Origin of the sequence: Desertivirga xinjiangensis (genome assembly GCF_024436435.1) — a bacterium.
GTDB lineage: Bacteria > Bacteroidota > Bacteroidia > Sphingobacteriales > Sphingobacteriaceae > Desertivirga > Desertivirga xinjiangensis.
Window position 1 is genome coordinate 337,879 of record NZ_JAFMZP010000002.1, and the last position, 19,312, is coordinate 357,190.

Sequence of the window (19,312 nt, forward strand, 5' to 3'; positions counted from 1 at the left end):
GTTTTTTTTTGAATCACAAGCTCCGTTTAACGCCGTGTTTGATTACAACCTCGGATCGACAGGCTCACTCTCCAATGCCAGTACCCCAAAAGTGCATTGGTGAACTTTTCTCAAAGGCTCTTTATGGATAAACCTTTCTAGCCCTTCCACACCCAAAGCAAACTCTCTCATGGCCAGTGATCTTTTCGCATTTAAGCTGCGTGATCTTAACCTTGTCAAATTTTCTTCCGAGGTATATTCGGGTCCGTAAATAATTCGAAGATATTCCCTGCCCCGAACTTTAACAGCTGGCTGTACCAGGCCTTTTTTATCGCGTTCAACGAAATCATAAGGCTTGATCACCATTCCTTCGCCGCCTTTTCCTGTTAATGACAACCACCATTCTGTTGCTTTATTTACACTGTCTGCATCTTCCAGATCAACAATGCGATAAGGCGTAGCCAGCAAGATGGCCGGGTCTTTAAGGCAGAAAGATTTAATTGTTTCCATATGCCATTCGTGGTTCTGTTCTGTCCATACTTTGCCTTCTGTAGCCAAAATATGAAATGGCGCAATTTTGTAATCTTCCAGCTTATTTACGTTCCAGCAATAATTGCCATAAGCACTCTTATAATTTGAAACCTGATCCAGCTTATTACTATATCTTTCAGATAATTCCGCAAGCAAAGGATTACGCTCTAAAGCCGCATTTAAAATAGCTAAAGTTTCCGTTAAAGCATGAGTAGCAGCGGCACCTACCGAGGCATATTGCGTTTCAAGCAAAGCCTGTGCTTTTGCACTCCATGGCATTAACTCGGTATCCAGGCACACCCAGTCTGTTTCAAACTTTTCATAGAATCCGGATGCGACTAAAGCATCATTCATCCTGTTTAGCAGGGCTTGCTCGGTTTCCTTTTCATTAAAAAATGCACGACCTGTTCTGGTATACACCGTTCCAATTCCTTCATCTCTGATTCCGAAAACGCGTTCAATAACACCTTCATCTTTGCCGACAATCAGAACCGCTCTTGAACCCATGTGCTTTTCTTCGCATACCACTCTCTTTACACCGGCATTCTTGTAATACTCAAAACCTTCGCTAGGGTATTCCAAATAGTCACCCTCTTCGCTGGTTTTGCATGGACTCATTGTAGGTGGAAGATAAATTAACCATTTAGGATTTACCGCGAACCGGCTCATTACTTCCAATGCTGCAATGGCATTCTCCTCGCGGATGGTCACATTGTGCGCATATTTTGTTTCTATAATTTGTTTGCCAATTAACTCCGCAATATCCAGCACATCATCGTTCTCTTGCTGCAAACTAAGATTAGATTGCTTTTCGGGAAGCAAAGGACGAACTGGTTCACAATAAACCTTTGCAGCCTTAACCGATACCAGCTCCTTTTCAGGATATCGTAATGCAGTAAGCGCCCCCCCGAATACGCAACCGGTATCAATATCAATCGTGCGGTTTAACCATTGAGGCAACGGAACCGGCGTATGACCGTAAACAACCATCGCTTTGCCTGCATATTCCGCTGCCCAGTTATATCTTACCGGTAAACCAAATTCATCTATCTCTCCGGTGGTTTCTCCATAATAGCAAAACTCTCTGACAGCCCCAGAACCTCTTCCCTGCATATTTTCCTTTAATCCGGCATGAGCAACAACCAGCTTTCCTTCGTCTAAAACATAGTGGCTCACCAGTCCATCCAAAAAGACTTTTGCCTTATCTCTAAATTCCTGCGTTTCTGCTGAAAGTTGCCCGATAGATTCGGCAAGCCCGTGTTTTACCTGTACGTTTTTACCATTCAACCAGCGGACTAATTTAATGTCGTGATTTCCAGGTACACACAAAGCAGTTCCCGCTTCCACCATTTCCATCACTAGTTTTAACACAGCAGGCGTTTTAGGTCCACGATCCACTAAGTCTCCCAGAAACACCGCTCTTCTTCCTTCCGGATGAGCGTAAAAGTTGCCGTTATGCACATAGGCTAAGTTGTGGAGCAACTCGACCAGTTCATCGTAGCAGCCATGCACATCGCCGATAATGTCAAACGGTCCCTTTTCATTCTTTTTATTGTTGTATAAGGGGTCGCGGGCAATTGCAGTAACGGCATTCACTTCCTCCAGGCTCTTCAGTTCAATCACATGGCGAAAACCTTCCAGTTTAAGCTTTTTAAGGCTACGCTTAAGCTGCGAAATATGCTGAGGAATAACGTGTTTCCCGAAGTCTCTGTCGGATCGCAGTGCATTTCTTTCCGTACAAACCTTTTCAGGAAGGTTCAGAACCAGGGCTACGGGTAAAACGTGATACTCGCGGGCTAACTTTATCCAATCTTTTCTGGCATCGTCCTGTACATTAGTTGCATCAATTACGGTAAGAAGGCTATTCTTCAACCGTAAAGAAGTGATATATCTTGCCAGTGCAAAGGCATCCGAAGAAACAACCTGATTATTCTCGTCATCACTTACCATTCCGCGGCACTTATCAGACGAAACAATTTCAGTTTCCTTAAAATGCTGCCTCGCAAACGTAGATTTCCCTGATCCTGAAGCTCCGATCAGTACGATTAATGACAACTCCGGAACCTTGATTACTTTATTATCTCTCATGATAAGAATTCCTCCTTTTCTGTTTTTAATTTAAATACTGCCATCTGACTTAAAGCCCCTACTTCAACATCTACTTCGCCCACGGGACTAAAGCTCACGTCGTAGGAATACTTGCTTGCAATAGCACTTGCCCAACTTTCAAACTCCTTCCGTGTCCATTCAAAGCGGTGATCGGAGTGGCGCATTTTCCCTTCTTTGTAATCGGGAAACCGAATATTGTACTCGGCGTTAGGAGTGGTAATCACAACTGTTGCCGGTTTTGCAAACTCAAATACTGTTCTTTCCAGAGCGGTTAATCTTGGCTGGTCGAGATGTTCAATTACTTCTACCAATGTCGCTCCGTCGAAACCTTCAATTCGCTTATCCCGATAGGTTAAGGATCCTTGAATCAAGCGTACACGGCTTAGTTGTTTTTCGGAAAACCGTTCAAGTTTTAAGCGTTCCTTCGCTATTTCCAGAGACCGGTAACTGATATCCATGCCGAGCACATAGTCAAACGCTCTTTCAGCCAAAAGTAATTTCATCAGACGGCCTTCTCCGCAACCGAGGTCTACCACACGTTTGCATCCAGCATGTAGCAGAACATCCTTAGCAGCAATTAAACGCTGATCGTGAATCCGAATAACCTTTTCAGCCTCATCTGCCGGCCCTGCGTCAAGCCCTGCATCAAAATCAGCGTCAAGCAATTCTGTATCCTCTTCGTTTTTACTTACCAGCACCTCCAAAGCCTTATTTGCCAATGATCTTTGGTGTTTCAGATATCGCCTTACAATGGTTTTCTTTTCGGGATGAGTATCCAACCAATCTTTCCCTTTTTCCAGCAACTTCTCTACTTCATGCTCCGTAACCCAATAGTGCTTGTCGTTGTCGCAAACTGGAATAAGAACATATAAGTGAGACAGTAATTGCTGAACAGTGATTTCATTTTTAAGGATAAGCGTATAATACCTGCTTTGTCCCCAATCAGGAAATGCCGGATCAAGAAGATGTGTGGTTACGTTAAGGGTATATCCCAATGGTTCAAATAACTTCCTCAAAAAATCCTCGCCACCCTTTACCGGCAATACAGCCAGTTTCACTTCCAGGGAAAAGGGCCTATCTACCAATTCAGGTTTATCTTTACATCTGCCGTTTAGCGCCGTTGAAAAAGCCTTTGCAATGGCTGCACTCATAAACGAACTGGCAACATACGGCCGGTCATTAACATATTGTTCCAGCGCAAAATCATTTCCTTTGGGTCCGTCATTTCTTACAAGTCCTACCGGATCAATATCTAACAAAAGCACAGCAGTGCATTCTTCATCATCTGCGCGTTCGTAAAACACGTGTGCCTTCCCATTTGATAGTTCGACACTCTGAATCTTTGCCGGATGCTTATGCAGCAAAAAGCTAAGATCAGTAGCGGGTTTGTGACGATTGGTAATGGTTAATAACATATTTTAATAACAATATTTATTTACTTAACGGTACAAAGTAACCAAGCCGCTGCGCAGTCTTTTTGCGCAGTGAAAAATTATTTACTATTTTTCTCAAAAAATTTCCATGCCCGTTAACCGTAATGCCCTTATCCGTTACCGAACCATTGACACCTGCCTTCGGAACAAGTATAAAAAGTGGACACTGGAGAACCTCATAGATGCTTGTTCGGATGCTTTATATGAATACCAGGGAATAGATAAGGGGGTAAGCCGGAGAACGGTTCAGGCAGATCTGGAAACCATGCGCAGTAATAAACTAGGTTATAATGCGCCAATTGTTGTTACCGACAAAAAGTATTACAGCTACTCGGATAGCAATTACAGCATAACCAATATTCCCCTTACTGATCAGGATCTGCAGGTGCTTACTGAAGTAGCGGACCTGTTGAAACAGTTTAAAGGCTTTAACCATTTTTCTGACGTTACAGAAATGGTAAGTAAACTCGAAAATAAGGTGTACGTACAAAAAACTTCGGGTATCTCGGCGATTGAGTTTGAAAAGAATGATAATCTGAAAGGGCTTGAGCATATTGAAATCATTCGGAAAGCCATTATCTCACAAGTCGTACTGTGCATCACTTATCAGTCCTTTAAAGCCAGACAAGCAAGTACATTCTGTATAAGTCCTTATTTGTTGAAGGAATACCGGAATCGCTGGTTCATTCTTTGTGAATCGCATCAGAAAAGCAGTCCGCTTTTAACGCTTGCGCTTGACAGAATTGAAGGTCTAGAGATCGCATCGAATGAGTTGTACAGAGAAAATAAAACGCTCGATCTAAGCACTTACTATTCTGATGTTATAGGTGTGACGAAAACTCCCGGACAAGCGGACTGCGAAGTCGTTTTTCAAATCGATCATAAAAATGCTCCCTATGTTATTACTAAGCCACTTCATCATACCCAGAAATTAATTGATAAAAATCCTGAAGGAAAGGTATTCTCCATCCGGGTGATTTTAAATTACGAATTGGAAAGGGAATTACTGGGTTTCGGGTGCAGGATAAAAGTGTTGAGACCGAGAATTTTGGTAAAACGAATTCAGGAGAATCTGGCCGAAGCGCTGGAGTGTTATCTGAATACTGATGAAGAGGGAAGGGAGGCTTCAATTTTTGGCTAAAAAGACGAATAAAACAATCAGCTTATAAATGATAAAACATAAAAACCTTTTCCCAATGCTAGTGCTGGCAATAATTTGTCTATGGACAATTTATGACGTCCTGATGCATCCGATTGAGATAGATGGAACAGCCTATAAGCGACAATTTTCGACGGCAAACTTATTCGCAATCCTGTCAGTTTCAATTTGTATCGCAACATATTTTTTTGCTCGCAGACAGTTTAAGTACCTAAGCATAGCAACTGTTTTTCTCGGATTTCTCGGAATCCTGAGTTTTACGTCTACCACCTATACATTTGTCTTCATTATTCCATTTCAGCCTCTCTCTGCAGGCATTGCACTAATGTATCTTGGTCTAAACTATCGCCTCGTAAAAAGTAGATTGGAAGGCCCGGAAGAAAATGAAGCCGATAAGGTGCCCGACGAAACACAGATTGCCAAGTTCAGAACTAAATATATGCACAAAACCGTTATTGAGCTTCAGGAGCTAATTGAAGATAAAAGGTTTGTCAAGGAAGCAAAAATTGCAGCACAGAAACTGTTAAATGAACGAATTTAGAATGTCGAGTTTGAAGTTCAAAAGGCAGTCGTTCATGAAAGCCATGAAAGTTGCATTTTATACAGATCAGATAATTAGCTGATAACTTACCTGAATATGAATTGAACCCTTATCCCAATGTTTGAAGGAATAGAACTATTATTTGAAATACTCTCCCAGCCTGAGCCCAAAACACGGTTTGGCAGCATTGTACAAGGGGTAATTATCACTATTATTTTGCTCGGTCTTTTAATCATGCTGGCAGTCTGGATTGCAAACCTCTTCGAAAATTAAAGATGCAGCACTTCAATAAGCTTTCATTTTGTTTTAATCATAATATATTTATTGCCTGGTTCTTAGCTCTATTCTTTCCAGTCACTCTAAAAGCACAATTGCCAGCGGATAGCGTCATTATCGAGCGAAAAACATATGGAATTTTTTGTTTATTAAGATCAGGATAATCAAAATGCCATAATGTCCCACCATCGAAACTCCATGGTTAGTTCAGCTTCTTCTCCTTTAAATAGTGCTCGCAAAAACTCAAATATACTTCTCATCGTGTCTGAACCAAAGGATGATTTGACCAAGTTAAGCACCTCTCTGCTATTTTCCTTATTTCCTCTTTTCTATAGAAAGGAGAAGGTCCTTTCAATTGCATAAAGCGTGGTGGCCTTAGCAAAGCTTGTATTTCGGCTTATCTGTCTAACCGGTTAGCCAAATAATCTAAATAGTTCAATTAGTGTATGGTCGCAGCAAGATTTTGAAAATTCTATTAATTTATTTTTGCGAATATTAAAATTGATATAATTTAGAGAAAAATTACCTTTTTACGTATGAAGTTTTTTATCTCGTTTTTGGCTCTATGCTGTTTTCTGCCATCTTATGTAAATGGTCAGGTAGGTAATATTACGTATAATGTCACAAGTCAAACCTTAACGGTCGATGTTTCTGTCGAAAAAATAAAACTTGGTGAAACATATAAGGTAGTCGTAAATGGAGTGGATTTGAACCTGTATAAAGTAATTATCAATAATGTTGATTCGGTAACGCAGAAAGCTATTGCTTTTCCAGGGTTTGGTACCTTCGATATCACAACTCTTGCCACGTTAGTTAAAGATATAGGAGCAAGCGGTGGCATAAATGCTGTTTTATCATCGCTTTATGATTCAAGTAAGGTTGTCAACGCGATCAACGACCCTCAATTTAAAATAGACATGAAAGTATTTTCATCGCATAAGAGTGGGACTCTGCAAAAAAATCTGTTAGCGCCTCCATTGCGTGCAGATGTGGAAATTGGATTATTCGAAGCATATATAGACAAGCAGTATGAATTACTGCTGGTACAAAAAGATTCTATTGATGCATTAAAGCTCGATGCAGGTAAAGTCGCGATGAGTTATCTGATAAAAGATAAAAATTCGCAATCCTATTTGAAATTATCGGGAAACAAACCAGTAATTTCGGACATCTTGGATAACAGTAAAACGCTGCGGGATAATCTTAACAGGATAAATTGGGATCTTGTAAAGGAATATAATACTTATAGTCAGAATTTAAGAAGTTTACGCAGCGTGATTTTAAGAGATAGGGATTTAATCAAACGAGATTCGTTAGCACGGAAAGCGTATGCAGAATTTTCAAAAGTTTTGGAAAAGGGCAAAGCAAGTTTGAGTGATTCGATAGTACTGGGAATGGTGAAACCTCTGATTGTTTTTGAAAACAACAATTCGAGCACTTATTCCAGTTTACCTTTGCAATTCAGCAAAGACGAAACAACCCTAACTTTGGAGATAAAACCGTTGCGAGATGATAATTACCTGCCTGCGTACAAAACGACATATACTTTTCCGACTACAAAACGCTCCTATGTCGCCCTAAGTAGCGGAATCTTCGTAAGCACATTGCATAACAAGGCATTTTCAACAAAGACTACTGTTTCGGCAACAGATACAACTTATTCCTTATCCGGGGAGCAACCGGGTAAATTTGAATTCGGTAGTAATGTGATGCTACGATTTGGAGTTGCCATAAAAGACAATGTCTCATGGCAATTTGGATTTGGCCCCGGAGTAACTGTAACTAATAAAATTAAGCCAAGAGCTTTAATAGGGACAGGTGCGGCATTTGGGTACAAGCACAAGTTTCTCATTGATTTCGGTCTAAGTATGGGATATGTGGACGTATTAAGTAATGTCTATGATGAGACAACCGTCTATAGTACTCAACCGGCTGATGTTATGGTATCGAGGTTTAAAGCAGGGGCTTACATGTCACTGGGATATATGTTTAATTTATAAAATTCAACCGCACGAGTAAAATTTTACCAACGCCTCGTTAAACTACAATCACAAATTTTATAATCTCTTTTTCTCAACTAAAAAGTGTTTCAGTTTTTATTCAATTTCAATGAGTCTGTTGCATCATGGACGGATATTATGCAATCAATTTTATCTTTCTTCAGCTTAGCACTTGCAGGTATTGGTGCATATTATGTGATAAAGACATTTAGAGAACAAGAAAAGGCAACTCAATCTCAGTTGGAGCTAGCCAGAATGCAGATTGAATTACATAGAATGGAGCTTATGCCATTTTTAGTGTTCAAGGATCAGATAAATTTTACTAATTACGAATGGGATGATCAAAATCTTGTCCAACAACAGGTGCAATTTGAAGTGCAGAAGAACTGCATGAAAAATTTAGAAATAGTAATTGAATTTTGCTCAGAATTGATAACATTTAGACTTCCTGACTTGCAAGTAGCAAAAATATGGCTACCAAAGGAACTTGTTTCTTTCAACTTTGCATACGACCAGCAACAAGTTAATGAAGAGATAATGTATACTGAGTTTCACAATGTTTATAGTAATATTTTAATCAAGTACTCCGATCTTGTTGGCACTCGTTACGAGCAAAAGTTCGTTTATGAGCCAACTGTTCTTCCACAAATTAATCCTGCATGTCGAGTAGGCTGAAACGACGTTGTTCCCGGATTATATTAAAGCAATAATAAATTAAATGCATATTCTGATTTCCTAAGTAGCGACGAGAACTTTTCCACACCCTTTTTCATTTTCCCCTTAAATTTCTTATACTTGAAGTTTAGAAAAGCCGCCTAAAACTTAAATGTCACAATCTAATTTCGAATTCCTTGAAGAAGAGTTTGCAATTCTCTTCAATTTAGGGCAATCGGCAGAATACAATCTGTATGCTGATCCAAACGTAACCCTCGTAAAAATGAGGCAGTTTGGAGAGAAGATGCTTGGTTTAATCTTTGAAAATTACAATATACCATTCCCCTCCCTTGATAATTTCAACTCCCGTTTAAAAACGCTCGAGTTTGAACGCGTCCTTCAGCCAACCATTCGTGATTTATTTAATGCCATACGTAAGATAGGCAATGAAGCAGCTCATGAAGCGACTGGGACTGTGCAAGAGGGTAAGACAGTATTGTTTTCCGCTTTCAAATTAGGCAAGTGGTTTTATGAATCCTTCTCCGTAAAAAATGCCGATATCAGCCAGCTAAAATTTAAAGTTCCGGAGAATCTGGACGCTCGCCATGCATTGAAGGAACTTGAGGGACAATTTAAAGAGCTCGAGCTGCGGTACAATCAACTTTTAGAAAAACGCGAAACCCAAGGAATACCAGAGCCTGTTAAACAAGAGATATTTGAGCGTTCAGCTAAAGCCGCAAGTAAGATAGAAATGTCGGAGGTTGAGACAAGAGAGCTTATAGATGCTCAACTAAGGCTTGCAGGATGGGAAGCAGACACTCTGGTTCTCAATTTCAAAAAGAATAAGACAATTCCTGAAAGGAACAAGAAAATAGCGATATCCGAATGGCCTGTAGGAGGGAAGTGGGCCGACTATGCCTTATTTAATGGCTTTGAATTGTACGGCATAGTTGAAGCAAAAAAGTATGCACACGATATCTCTACAGATCTTCGTCAATCCAAAATTTATGCAGAACTGGCCGAAGAAAAGTACGGCGCCAAGTTGTTAGGTGAGTGGCAGGGATATAAAGTGCCTTTTTTATTCTCAACCAACGGTCGTCCATACCTGGAGCAAATAAAAACGAAATCTGGTGTCTGGTTTTTCGATGTTCGCAACCCTTACAACACTGCTCGTGCGCTGCAAGGCTGGCAAAAGCCTGAAGGGCTGGTAAAATTATTTCAGCAGGACATTGCTAGAGCCAACCAGAAGATGGAAAATACTCCGTTGGATTTTCTGCAAAGTAAATCTGGTTTAGGGCTGCGCGGCTACCAGGTAAAGGCTATTCAAGCAATTGAGCAAACATTGATTAACGAACCGGAGAAGCGTAGAGCATTGATCGCCATGGCAACCGGTACTGGTAAGACCAGAACGATCATCGGCTTATGTTATCAATTAATTCAGACAAACCGTTTTAACCGTATTCTTTTTTTGGTCGACAGGACTTTACTCGGCATCCAAGCAATTAATGCCTTTAAAGACAATAAGGTAGTCGGACTAAATACCTTTGCCGAAGTTTACGATGTGAAGAATATGCAGGAGGCTGTCCCTGATATTGATACCCGTCTGCAATTTGCGACTGTACAGGGAATGGTTAAACGTTTGTTTTATAACGAATCAGGAGATGTTCCAACTATAGATCAATACGACTGTATCATTATAGACGAAGCTCACCGGGGATACCTATTAGATAAAGAACTAGACGAGGAAGATCTTGACTTCAAAGATCAGATGGACTATGTAAGCAAGTACCGCAAGGTTCTTGATTACTTCGATGCCTATTCCATTGGATTAACTGCAACTCCGGCGCTTCATACTCACGAGATTTTTGGATCACCGGTCTATACCTATTCTTTCCGGGAAGCAGTGGTAGATGGCTACCTCATAGACCAGGAGCCTCCCTACATCATTCAAACCAAACTGAACCAGGAAGGCATTAAATGGGAAAAGGGAGAGAAACCCAAAGCATTTGATAAAGAAAACAATTCCATTGTCGAGCTGGAAGAATTGCCCGATGAGTTGAATATAGATGTTGTCGGATTTAATAAGAAGGTTCTTACGGAGCCGTTTAATCGCACGGTTGTTAAACAACTGGTTAAAGTACTCGATCCTGATGGAGAAGAAAAAACCCTGATCTTTGCTGCAACTGATGAACACGCAGATACCATTGTCCAGATGTTGAAAGAAGAGTTTCAGGCAGTAGGTATTGATGTCCATGATTCTATGATCGAAAAGATTACTGGAAAGTCATACGACCCAGAACAGCAGGTTAAGCGATTCAAGAACGAAAAGTATCCAAATATCGCAGTAACAGTCGATCTTTTAACTACAGGTATTGACGTGCCAACTATCTGCAATTTGGTGTTTTTGAGACGGGTTAAGTCGAGGATACTTTATGATCAAATGCTTGGACGTGCTACCCGAAGGGCGGATCATATTGGGAAAGAAACATTTAAAATCTATGACGCAGTAGGCATTTATGAAGCGCTGAAAGACTATACCCAAATGCAGCCCGTAGTTGCCAATCCTAAATCGTCTTTTACGCAATTAACCGAAGAATTAAAACAGATAGAACGTGCAGAAAGAGCTACTTTGCAGATTGAGCAAATACTCGCAAAGCTGCAGCGCAAAAAGCTGTTAATAGAAGAGCAGAAGCCGGCGGAGTTTAATTACCTCGCTAACGGAAATGATCCGGATGACCTGATAGAATATTTAAGGAATCAGCCAGTGGAGCAAAGTGCAGCGAAGATAATCGAGCTATCTAAATTATGGAAGTTTCTTGATGAGTTCCGTCCGCTGCCTAAATCAATGCTTATTTCATTTCATGACGATGAATTTAGAGGTATGGAACGGGGGTACGGTAAGGGCAAGAGGCCAGAAGATTACCTGGAAAGCTTCTCAAAATATATTCAAGAGAATCAGAACAAAATTGCAGCTCTTAACATCATCTGTACCAGTCCGAAAGAGCTGGATCGAAAATCTTTACGTGAACTGCTTATCACACTTGCTCATGATGGCTTCGACGAAGTATCTTTGAAAGCCGCCTGGAAGGAGGCAAAAAATGAAGATATCGCGGCAGATATTATATCATTTATCCGTACTCTTGCCGTTGGTAACGCTTTATTAAGTCAGGAGGAGCGGATAAAGGGAGCTATAGCTAAAGTCAGGAAAATAAAGAAATGGAGCGCCATTCAAGAGAAATGGATCGAACGTTTCGAAAAGCAACTTCTGAAAGAGTCAGTATTACAACCAACAGATCTTGACGAAGATCCGTTCAATGAAGCAGGGGGGTATCAACGACTCAATAAGATCTTTGAGAACCGCCTGGAGGAAGTCATTAATACCATTAACGAGAATTTATATAATCAATCAGCATAGAGAATGAGTGCGGACGAAATAGCCAATAAACTTTGGAACTTATGTAATGTACTGCGTGATGACGGAGTAACCTATCACCAGTACCTTAACGAGTTAACTTATATACTTTTTTTACGATTATCTGAACTAAAGAAGTTTGAAGATGAACTGCCGGAGGAATACCGTTGGTCTACTTTGAGGGGCATTCAGGATAACAAAGAATTGTTTGACCGTTACCGGGAGCTTTTAGCTTCCATTAGTACCAAGACGGACAATGCAACCATTAAAGAGATTTATACCAATGCTTCCACAACCTTACGGAAGCCGGTAAACCTGCGTACACTCATTACCAGTATCGATGCCATCGACTGGTATGATGAGAAGGAGCAAGACAAGATCGCTACGATCTACGAAGAGCTGCTAGAAAAGAATGCAGGCGAGAAGAAAAGCGGAGCTGGACAATATTTTACGCCCCGGCCGCTAATAAATATTATGGTGGATCTTCTAGTGCCTAAATTGGGTGAACGCTGGAACGATCCTGCTGCCGGAACCTTCGGTTTTATGATTGCCGCAGACCAATATCTTCGGGAAAAGCATGATCATTATTACGAGCTCGGCAGCAAGGAACGCAAGTTCCAGGTAGAGCAGGCCTTTAGTGGATGTGAACTGGTTCAGGATGCTCACCGACTGGCTTTGATGAATGCCAAATTGCACGGACTGGAAAGCCGGATCGAATTAGGGGATACCTTATCTGATCTGGGTAAGTCCTTTACCGGTTTTGATGGCGTACTGGCTAATCCTCCTTTCGGAACCAAACAGGGTGGCGAGCGCCCAACCCGTGACGACTTTACTTATCCAACGAGCAACAAACAGTTAAACTTCCTGCAACATATATACCGCTCCCTTAAAAAAGACGGAAAGGCGAGAGCCGCAGTGATATTACCAGATAACGTGTTATTTGAAGATGGGGACGGTAGAAAGATTCGACGCGACTTAATGGATAAATGCCGCTTACATACTATTCTTCGCTTACCTACCGGGATCTTTTATGCGGCCGGTGTAAAAACCAATGTGCTCTTCTTTGAGCGTGGCAAAACAGAAACAGGTAATACCAAAAAGGTTTGGTTTTACGATATGCGTACCAATGCGCCAAGTTTCGGTAAACGTACGCCTTTTACACGTGCTGCATTTGATGGTTTTGTAAAGGCTTACACCGGGGGAATTGGTCTGAATGTCGTTCGTGAAAAGTACGATGGGTCGGTGGATGATGAAAAAAGAGCAGCAGTTCAGGATGGGCGTTGGTCTTGTTTGACAAGGGAAGACATAGAGAAGAAGAATGATTCGCTGGATCTGGGATTGATGCAGGATGCAAGTTTTGCTGCTAATGCGCATACAGAGGAGCCGATTGATATTGCGAGGGAAGCAGCGGAAGAATTGAAGGGGATTCAAAAGGAGTTGGACGCTATAATTGCATTGTTGGGATGAATATACCTAAACACTGGGAATTAACAACACTGGGCAAGGTAGCGGTATGGGGATCCGGAGGCACTCCAAATAGAAGTAATTCTGCATTTTACGGCGGGAGTATTCCGTGGATAAAGACAGGGGATTTAAACGACAGTGTAATTTACGAGGCCAGCGAATTTATAACCGAGTTAGGATTAGCAAAATCAAGTGCAAAGATTTTTCCAAAGGGTGCCGTTGGTATCGCGATGTATGGAGCTACCATTGGAAAAACTGCTATGTTTGGTATTGATGCAGCTACCAATCAAGCTTGTGCAGTAGCCCAGGCACGGGAGTTCGTCTCGAATCACTTTCTGCACTATTATTTAAAATCCCAGAAGGAAGCCTTCATTGAAAAAGGCAAAGGAGGAGCTCAACCTAACATTTCACAAGCTGTTTTAAAAGAACATCCGTTTCCTCTTCCCCCACTTGCGGAACAAAAACGAATTGTAGCCAAATTAGATGAAGCCTTTAAGCATTTGGAAACACTAAAAGCCAAATTAGAGCGGATTCCTAAACTGCTTAAAAAGTTTCGTCAAACTGTATTGACTCATGCTGTTACTGGTAAGTTGACGGAGGAGTGGAGAAAGGGGAAGCAGTTGGAAAGCGCGCTCAACACAATTCTCAGTAATCGACGGAACTATTATCAAGAAAAGTTAAGAGGAAGCACCCAGGGCGGTAAAAAGCCGCGAAAACCAGATGAATCTGCTTTCGAACGGTTTGAGCTTGGTTGTACATATTTGTTTCCCGAATGTTGGGCAATCTCGAATCTGAAAAATATAGCTGATTTTATAACTGACGGGGAGCATGCAACACCGAAAAGGACAGAAACTGGATATTATTTACTCTCAGCTCGTAATGTACAGGACGGATATATATCTTTGGAAAAGGTAGACTACGTACCGGAAGACGAATATGAGAGAATACGAATGCGTTGTAATCCGGAGGCCAATGATATTCTTATATCCTGTTCAGGCACCGTAGGTAGAGTTTCTATAGTACCTGAGAATTTGAAATTTGTTATGGTAAGAAGCGCGGCGCTGTTGAAGCTTCAGTCCAATCCGGAAATAGCTAAATATGTCGAGTTCGCTCTGAGGTCCGACATAGGGCAATCACAAATATCTAGACTGCAAAAATCTACTGCGCAATCGAATATTTTCTTAGGTCCGATAGGAAAAATAGTTATTCCGTTACCTCCAAGTGAAGAAATAGAAGAAATTATTGGACGAGTCCAGACGTTGTTTACGAAAGCCGATATGATAGCACAACAATACAAGGAACTGAGAGTAAAAATTGATAGATTACCGCAGACGCTTTTGGCAAAGGCATTTCGGGGAGAATTAATAGCGCAAGAAGAAACTTATGCAGAAAGTTTAATTAAAGGCTTATCATTATTATAATGGCGACAAAAACCTCAACAATAATACTTTAATCTTGACTTTTTATTTAGTGTTGATAAGGATCCTATTGGCGCCTTTGAAGAATTAAAGGCACTGTTCCAGGATTTGTACGAGATCGACAAGTTATATCATCTATCCAAAAAATGGCCAAGATGAGCTTTTTTAGCCATAACCTTTATTGAATAAAACGAATGAATTATAGAAAATGGAACTAAGCACAATTTTAGAAAAAATCATCACTGGTGATTGTACACTTTTCGCAGGATCTGGCTTTTCATACGGGTCGAAGAACATTAAAGGGGAAAATCCAATGACGGCCTTACCGTTGGCAGAAAAGCTTTATAGAGATTGCAATATTAACGAAACGGATGGGGACTTGAAGAATGCTTCACAAACATATCTTGAAAATCATTCGGAATATGCACTGATTGACCTTTTAAGAAATAACTATACGATTTCAGAAGTCAGTCAAGCTCATCTGACGATAGCTCGCTCAAGTTGGAAAAGAATATATACAACAAATTACGATGATGTGATGGAACTGGCGTTTAAAAGCCAGGGTAAGCTCCTAAGCCCGGTTATAATGGGGGATAAGATAGATCAGTACAAAGATAAACGTACATTTTGTGTCCATCTCAATGGCTTTATAGATCGATTAACACCTGCTAGTCTACATAATGATTTTAAACTAACAGATAGTAGTTACCTAACCACAGACTTCTTAGCAAGTCCCTGGATTGATCTTTTTAGAAGTGACATCGAAACATCAAGACTAGTTATTTTTATTGGATTTTCATTAAATAGCGATCTCGACTTGTCACGTGTAATATCTGCCCATTCAAATAAAGATCGCCTTGTTTTTATTGTGAAACCTAAGGATTCTCAACTTCTTATAAAGAAACTAGAAAGGTATGGTCATGTTTTCGATATCGGTATTGATGGATTAGCAGATGCGTTAAACGACAAGAAACTAACCTACAATCCACCAGTCGAAGATAACACCATCATACAGTCGTTCACTAAACCTGTGCTTGGTAATCCCTCTACCAAAATGAAAGATAAGGACGTATTTGAACTTTTCTTTAAGGGAAACTCAAATTTAGATTTCATACATTATTCCTTAGCTAGTGGTGGAGAGTACAAATATTACTTGAAACGAGACGAACTATCTGAGGTTTTAAACTATATAGCTAACGGTGGCAGAAATATTCTTATTCATTCTGATTTAGGCAACGGCAAAACATTATTTATTGAGGGACTTTGCGAAAGACTATCTGCAAACCATTATAATGTCTTTATATTCAAAAAATATTTTGAGAACATATACAGTGAGATCGAATATTTGTGTACCAAAGTAGCACGTTGCGTAATAATCATTGAGAAATATAGCGATCATTTCGATTTAATAAGAAAGTTACAAGTGTTTAGGACCCAAGACGTAATAGTAATACTTACTGAAAGATCAATTGTAAATGATACAGCTTTCATTGACCTAGATAAAGGTATATTCGAACAGGAGTATCTAACTAAAGATCTAAATAAGTTATCGTCAACTGAAATCAATGAACTATCGGAAATTCTAACTCATTATGGTTTATGGGGTAAACATTCATCCGCGTCTCGAGATCAGAAACGTAGAATTATAGAAGAGAATTGTAAGAGATCTTTTCGTCTTTTGCTCCTTTACCTCCTCGATTCTCCTGATATAAAAGGAAGATTTGATTCGATCTTAACCTTTATTGAAGGTGCCAACAAATCTTTTTTTGAAGCGTCTCTTTTAGTTTTAGCTGCCAGTGTGTTTGATTTTCAAATGGATTTAGATAAGTTAGTATATATTCTAGACGACGACCTCCTGAATAACCCTGCTTTTCACAATAACGACCATTTGCAAGAAGTAATTAATTTTAATAACTCCTCGATAAAAGTACGTTCCTCTATCTTAGCATTATCATTGTTGTCTCAACCTAAGTACCATCATTCCCTAATCAACTTATTGATAAAAGTATTTAAGAAATTAGATCAAAGAAGGTCTTTCGATAAGAACAATCACCTAATCCTGAAAAGTTTAGTCTCTTTTTCACGATTGCAATCCATCTTCAATTTGGATGAAAATAGCCACTTCAAAGCCGTAGTCCTAAATTTTTATGAAGACGTAAAAAGCACAAGCTTTGCTGCAAAAAATCCATTCTTTTGGCTTCAGTATGCAATAGCCAGACTTTCTTCTCGCGATTATTTAATTGCTGATAAATATTTTGAAGCTGCGTATAGCTATGCTCGATCAAATGCAGACTTCGATACATTTCAAATTGACAACCATTATGCTAGACATCTGCTGGAAAATGAGATATACAACGGTTCAATTGATTCAGCAATGGAACAGTTTCTTAAAGCCCACAACATATTGTCTTTCAAGTCGACCGCTAACGAGAATAGGCATTATCCTATTAGAGTAGCTATTAATTATGGGAAATTTTATGATAAATATTTCAATGATCTTACAGGGCAAGATCAGAAGGTGTTTCTTTTGTCATGCGCGGAAATAATGCAGAAAATAAATGATTACAAGCTTACAATGGACCAAATGCGCTGGAATAAGGCTGTCCCTAAGTGTGAGAATGAATTGAATAGGATTTTGACAAAAAATAGTTAACGCTGTTAGAGATCTTCTGCAAGGCATCTCGAACTTAAGACAAAAAGGGATTTGGAATCCTTTGCTGACCTAAGCCTAGAATAAATAAGTTGCTGGTTTGAATTAGCAATTGGACACAGTAAACTGATAGACGTTAAATCACAAACAACGTGACTATAACAACAACCCTATCAGTTTTTATTCTCGCTTTAAGCTACTTTAGTTAAATTATTCTCGCATAAAAAATGGGACTTTTTGATCAAAATCTTATTCAAAAGTTGAAGAATGCCGGTCTTCAGGATGTGCATTGGGAATGCTTTCTTCCGAAATTAGGTTTAAATCTGAAGAAGATAAAATATAACCCTTACTTCTTACCCTAAAATAAGTAGGGCAAATGTTAACATTGTAAAGAACAGTTTAGCTAGATTTCCCTTGCAATGAATTCGAGCTAAGATGTAAGGGCCATTTTATAGCTAGTTCCATTCGTACTTTTCCTAAATACGATTAAAAAAATAGAGTAAATATAAACAATGTCAAGAACCATTATCAACAAGCTTTACGATATCATAGTCACTAATAAAAGTTTTCTTGAAATTCCCACAAATTATACAACCTCTGAGCATTTTCCTGACTATGTAAAACAAAAGCTTGATAACTATTATGAATTTTTAAAATATAACGGGGTCGGCAAAATTGTAGCTCAAATCTTATGGAGCGAAAAAAGTCATTTCTCTTTCCTGCGCAGGGTAGGAATTTTTAAAGATGCAATTACTGGTGCTTTAGGTTATTACTACGAAGGTAAGGTCGCAAAAGCTTATGAGAAATTTAACGGTTCTTTAGATACTGTAGTTCGTTTCAAAGACAATACTGTATTAACACGTTTAGAACCAAATTCCAATTTTTACCGAATTAGACCAGATTCTAATAAAACAATTAAACACAGGAAGGAAAATTTTCACATCCAGTTCGACCTTCGACATATTTGCGCCACACAACGATATAGTATTCCAGGCGTTCCTTCTCTCTATCTTGGAGATTCTGCATTTATCTGTTATGAGGAAGTAAGCGAACCTATATATGCTGAATCTTTTATTTCTAAATATATATCTAAAACCTTTTTAGATATCATCGAAATTCAAACAGTAGAAAGCTTTATTAAGCAGTTTAATAATGAAAAGAGAGAGAACCACCTGCTCACACATTTGTTAAGATTTCTTTTGTTATATCCTCTATATGTTGCTTGTACGGTGAAAGTTTTGCATCCAAAGGGTGCATTCAAACCAGAATATATAGTCCCTCAACTATTAATGCAATATGTTAGTGACGAAGAAAAAATAAGAGGGATAAAATTCCCTTCGACAAAAATCGATGCGTCTAATGGTTTTTCCGATTTAATCACTCACAATTATGTTTTTCCGGTAAAATGTAATAAAAAAGATGGCTTTTGTGATTTTTTAAGTTCTTCATTTGAATTAACTATTCCAAAATCTTTTGATACTTTACTAAATGGGAAGAAAACTACTGGCTCTTCTTTATATGTAGATACTGACTTTTATAAGGTTGAGAACGAGTTAGCTAAGTATCAAGTTGGACACGTCCTTCATTAATCCTCTGCTGGTCCGAGCATGGAATAAAGCAGCGCTGGTTCCACTTTGAAATATGGAACTTTCCCAATAAAAATCAATTTAGTAATCGTAAAAGTTA

Annotated in this window: 11 protein-coding genes; 9 read left to right on the top strand and 2 right to left on the bottom strand. The window is 39.5% G+C overall.

Going from position 1 to position 19,312, the window contains the following annotated elements; genetic code table 11:
- Window positions 1-42: 42 nt before the first annotated feature.
- Window positions 43-2,598, bottom strand: coding sequence for a polynucleotide kinase-phosphatase (locus tag J3P37_RS06255; RefSeq protein ID WP_256010202.1), 2,556 nt, complete (start codon window positions 2,596-2,598; stop codon window positions 43-45).
- The gene (locus J3P37_RS06260; RefSeq protein ID WP_256010203.1) at window positions 2,595-4,034 is read right to left on the bottom strand and encodes a 3' terminal RNA ribose 2'-O-methyltransferase Hen1; all 1,440 of its coding nucleotides are present in this window, start codon (window positions 4,032-4,034) and stop codon (window positions 2,595-2,597) included. The genes J3P37_RS06255 and J3P37_RS06260 overlap by 4 nt, the downstream gene beginning before the upstream one ends.
- A gap of 106 nt (window positions 4,035-4,140) precedes the next feature.
- Here J3P37_RS06260 and J3P37_RS06265 point away from each other — a divergent pair, with 106 nt between their 5' ends.
- The 9 genes from J3P37_RS06265 (at window position 4,141) to J3P37_RS06305 (ending at window position 19,215) form a co-directional block, all read left to right on the top strand.
- The gene (locus J3P37_RS06265) at window positions 4,141-5,193 is read left to right on the top strand and encodes a helix-turn-helix transcriptional regulator (protein ID WP_256010204.1); all 1,053 of its coding nucleotides are present in this window, start codon (window positions 4,141-4,143) and stop codon (window positions 5,191-5,193) included.
- 28 nt (window positions 5,194-5,221) lie between these two features.
- The gene (locus J3P37_RS06270; protein WP_256010205.1) at window positions 5,222-5,752 is read left to right on the top strand and encodes a hypothetical protein; all 531 of its coding nucleotides are present in this window, start codon (window positions 5,222-5,224) and stop codon (window positions 5,750-5,752) included.
- 812 nt (window positions 5,753-6,564) lie between these two features.
- Entirely contained in the window at window positions 6,565-8,028 is a 1,464-nt protein-coding gene (locus J3P37_RS06275; RefSeq protein WP_256010209.1) for a hypothetical protein, read from the top strand.
- Window positions 8,029-8,166: 138 nt separating this feature from the next.
- Window positions 8,167-8,703: a hypothetical protein gene (locus J3P37_RS06280; protein ID WP_256010210.1), complete on the top strand. Its 537-nt coding sequence runs from the start codon at window positions 8,167-8,169 to the stop codon at window positions 8,701-8,703.
- Window positions 8,704-8,854: 151 nt separating this feature from the next.
- Complete coding sequence (gene hsdR, locus J3P37_RS06285; RefSeq protein ID WP_256010211.1) at window positions 8,855-12,097, top strand: type I restriction-modification system endonuclease; 3,243 nt, start codon at window positions 8,855-8,857, stop codon at window positions 12,095-12,097.
- A gap of 3 nt (window positions 12,098-12,100) precedes the next feature.
- The gene (locus J3P37_RS06290; RefSeq protein ID WP_256010212.1) at window positions 12,101-13,561 is read left to right on the top strand and encodes a type I restriction-modification system subunit M; all 1,461 of its coding nucleotides are present in this window, start codon (window positions 12,101-12,103) and stop codon (window positions 13,559-13,561) included.
- Window positions 13,558-14,979: a restriction endonuclease subunit S gene (locus J3P37_RS06295; RefSeq protein WP_256010213.1), complete on the top strand. Its 1,422-nt coding sequence runs from the start codon at window positions 13,558-13,560 to the stop codon at window positions 14,977-14,979. Before J3P37_RS06290 ends, J3P37_RS06295 begins: the two co-directional genes overlap by 4 nt.
- A gap of 205 nt (window positions 14,980-15,184) precedes the next feature.
- On the top strand, window positions 15,185-17,629 hold the full coding sequence (locus tag J3P37_RS06300) for an SIR2 family protein (protein ID WP_256010214.1): 2,445 nt from the start codon (window positions 15,185-15,187) through the stop codon (window positions 17,627-17,629).
- Window positions 17,630-18,138: 509 nt separating this feature from the next.
- Window positions 18,139-19,215, top strand: a complete 1,077-nt coding sequence (locus tag J3P37_RS06305; protein WP_256010215.1) for a hypothetical protein — start codon at window positions 18,139-18,141, stop codon at window positions 19,213-19,215.
- Window positions 19,216-19,312: the final 97 nt, after the last annotated feature.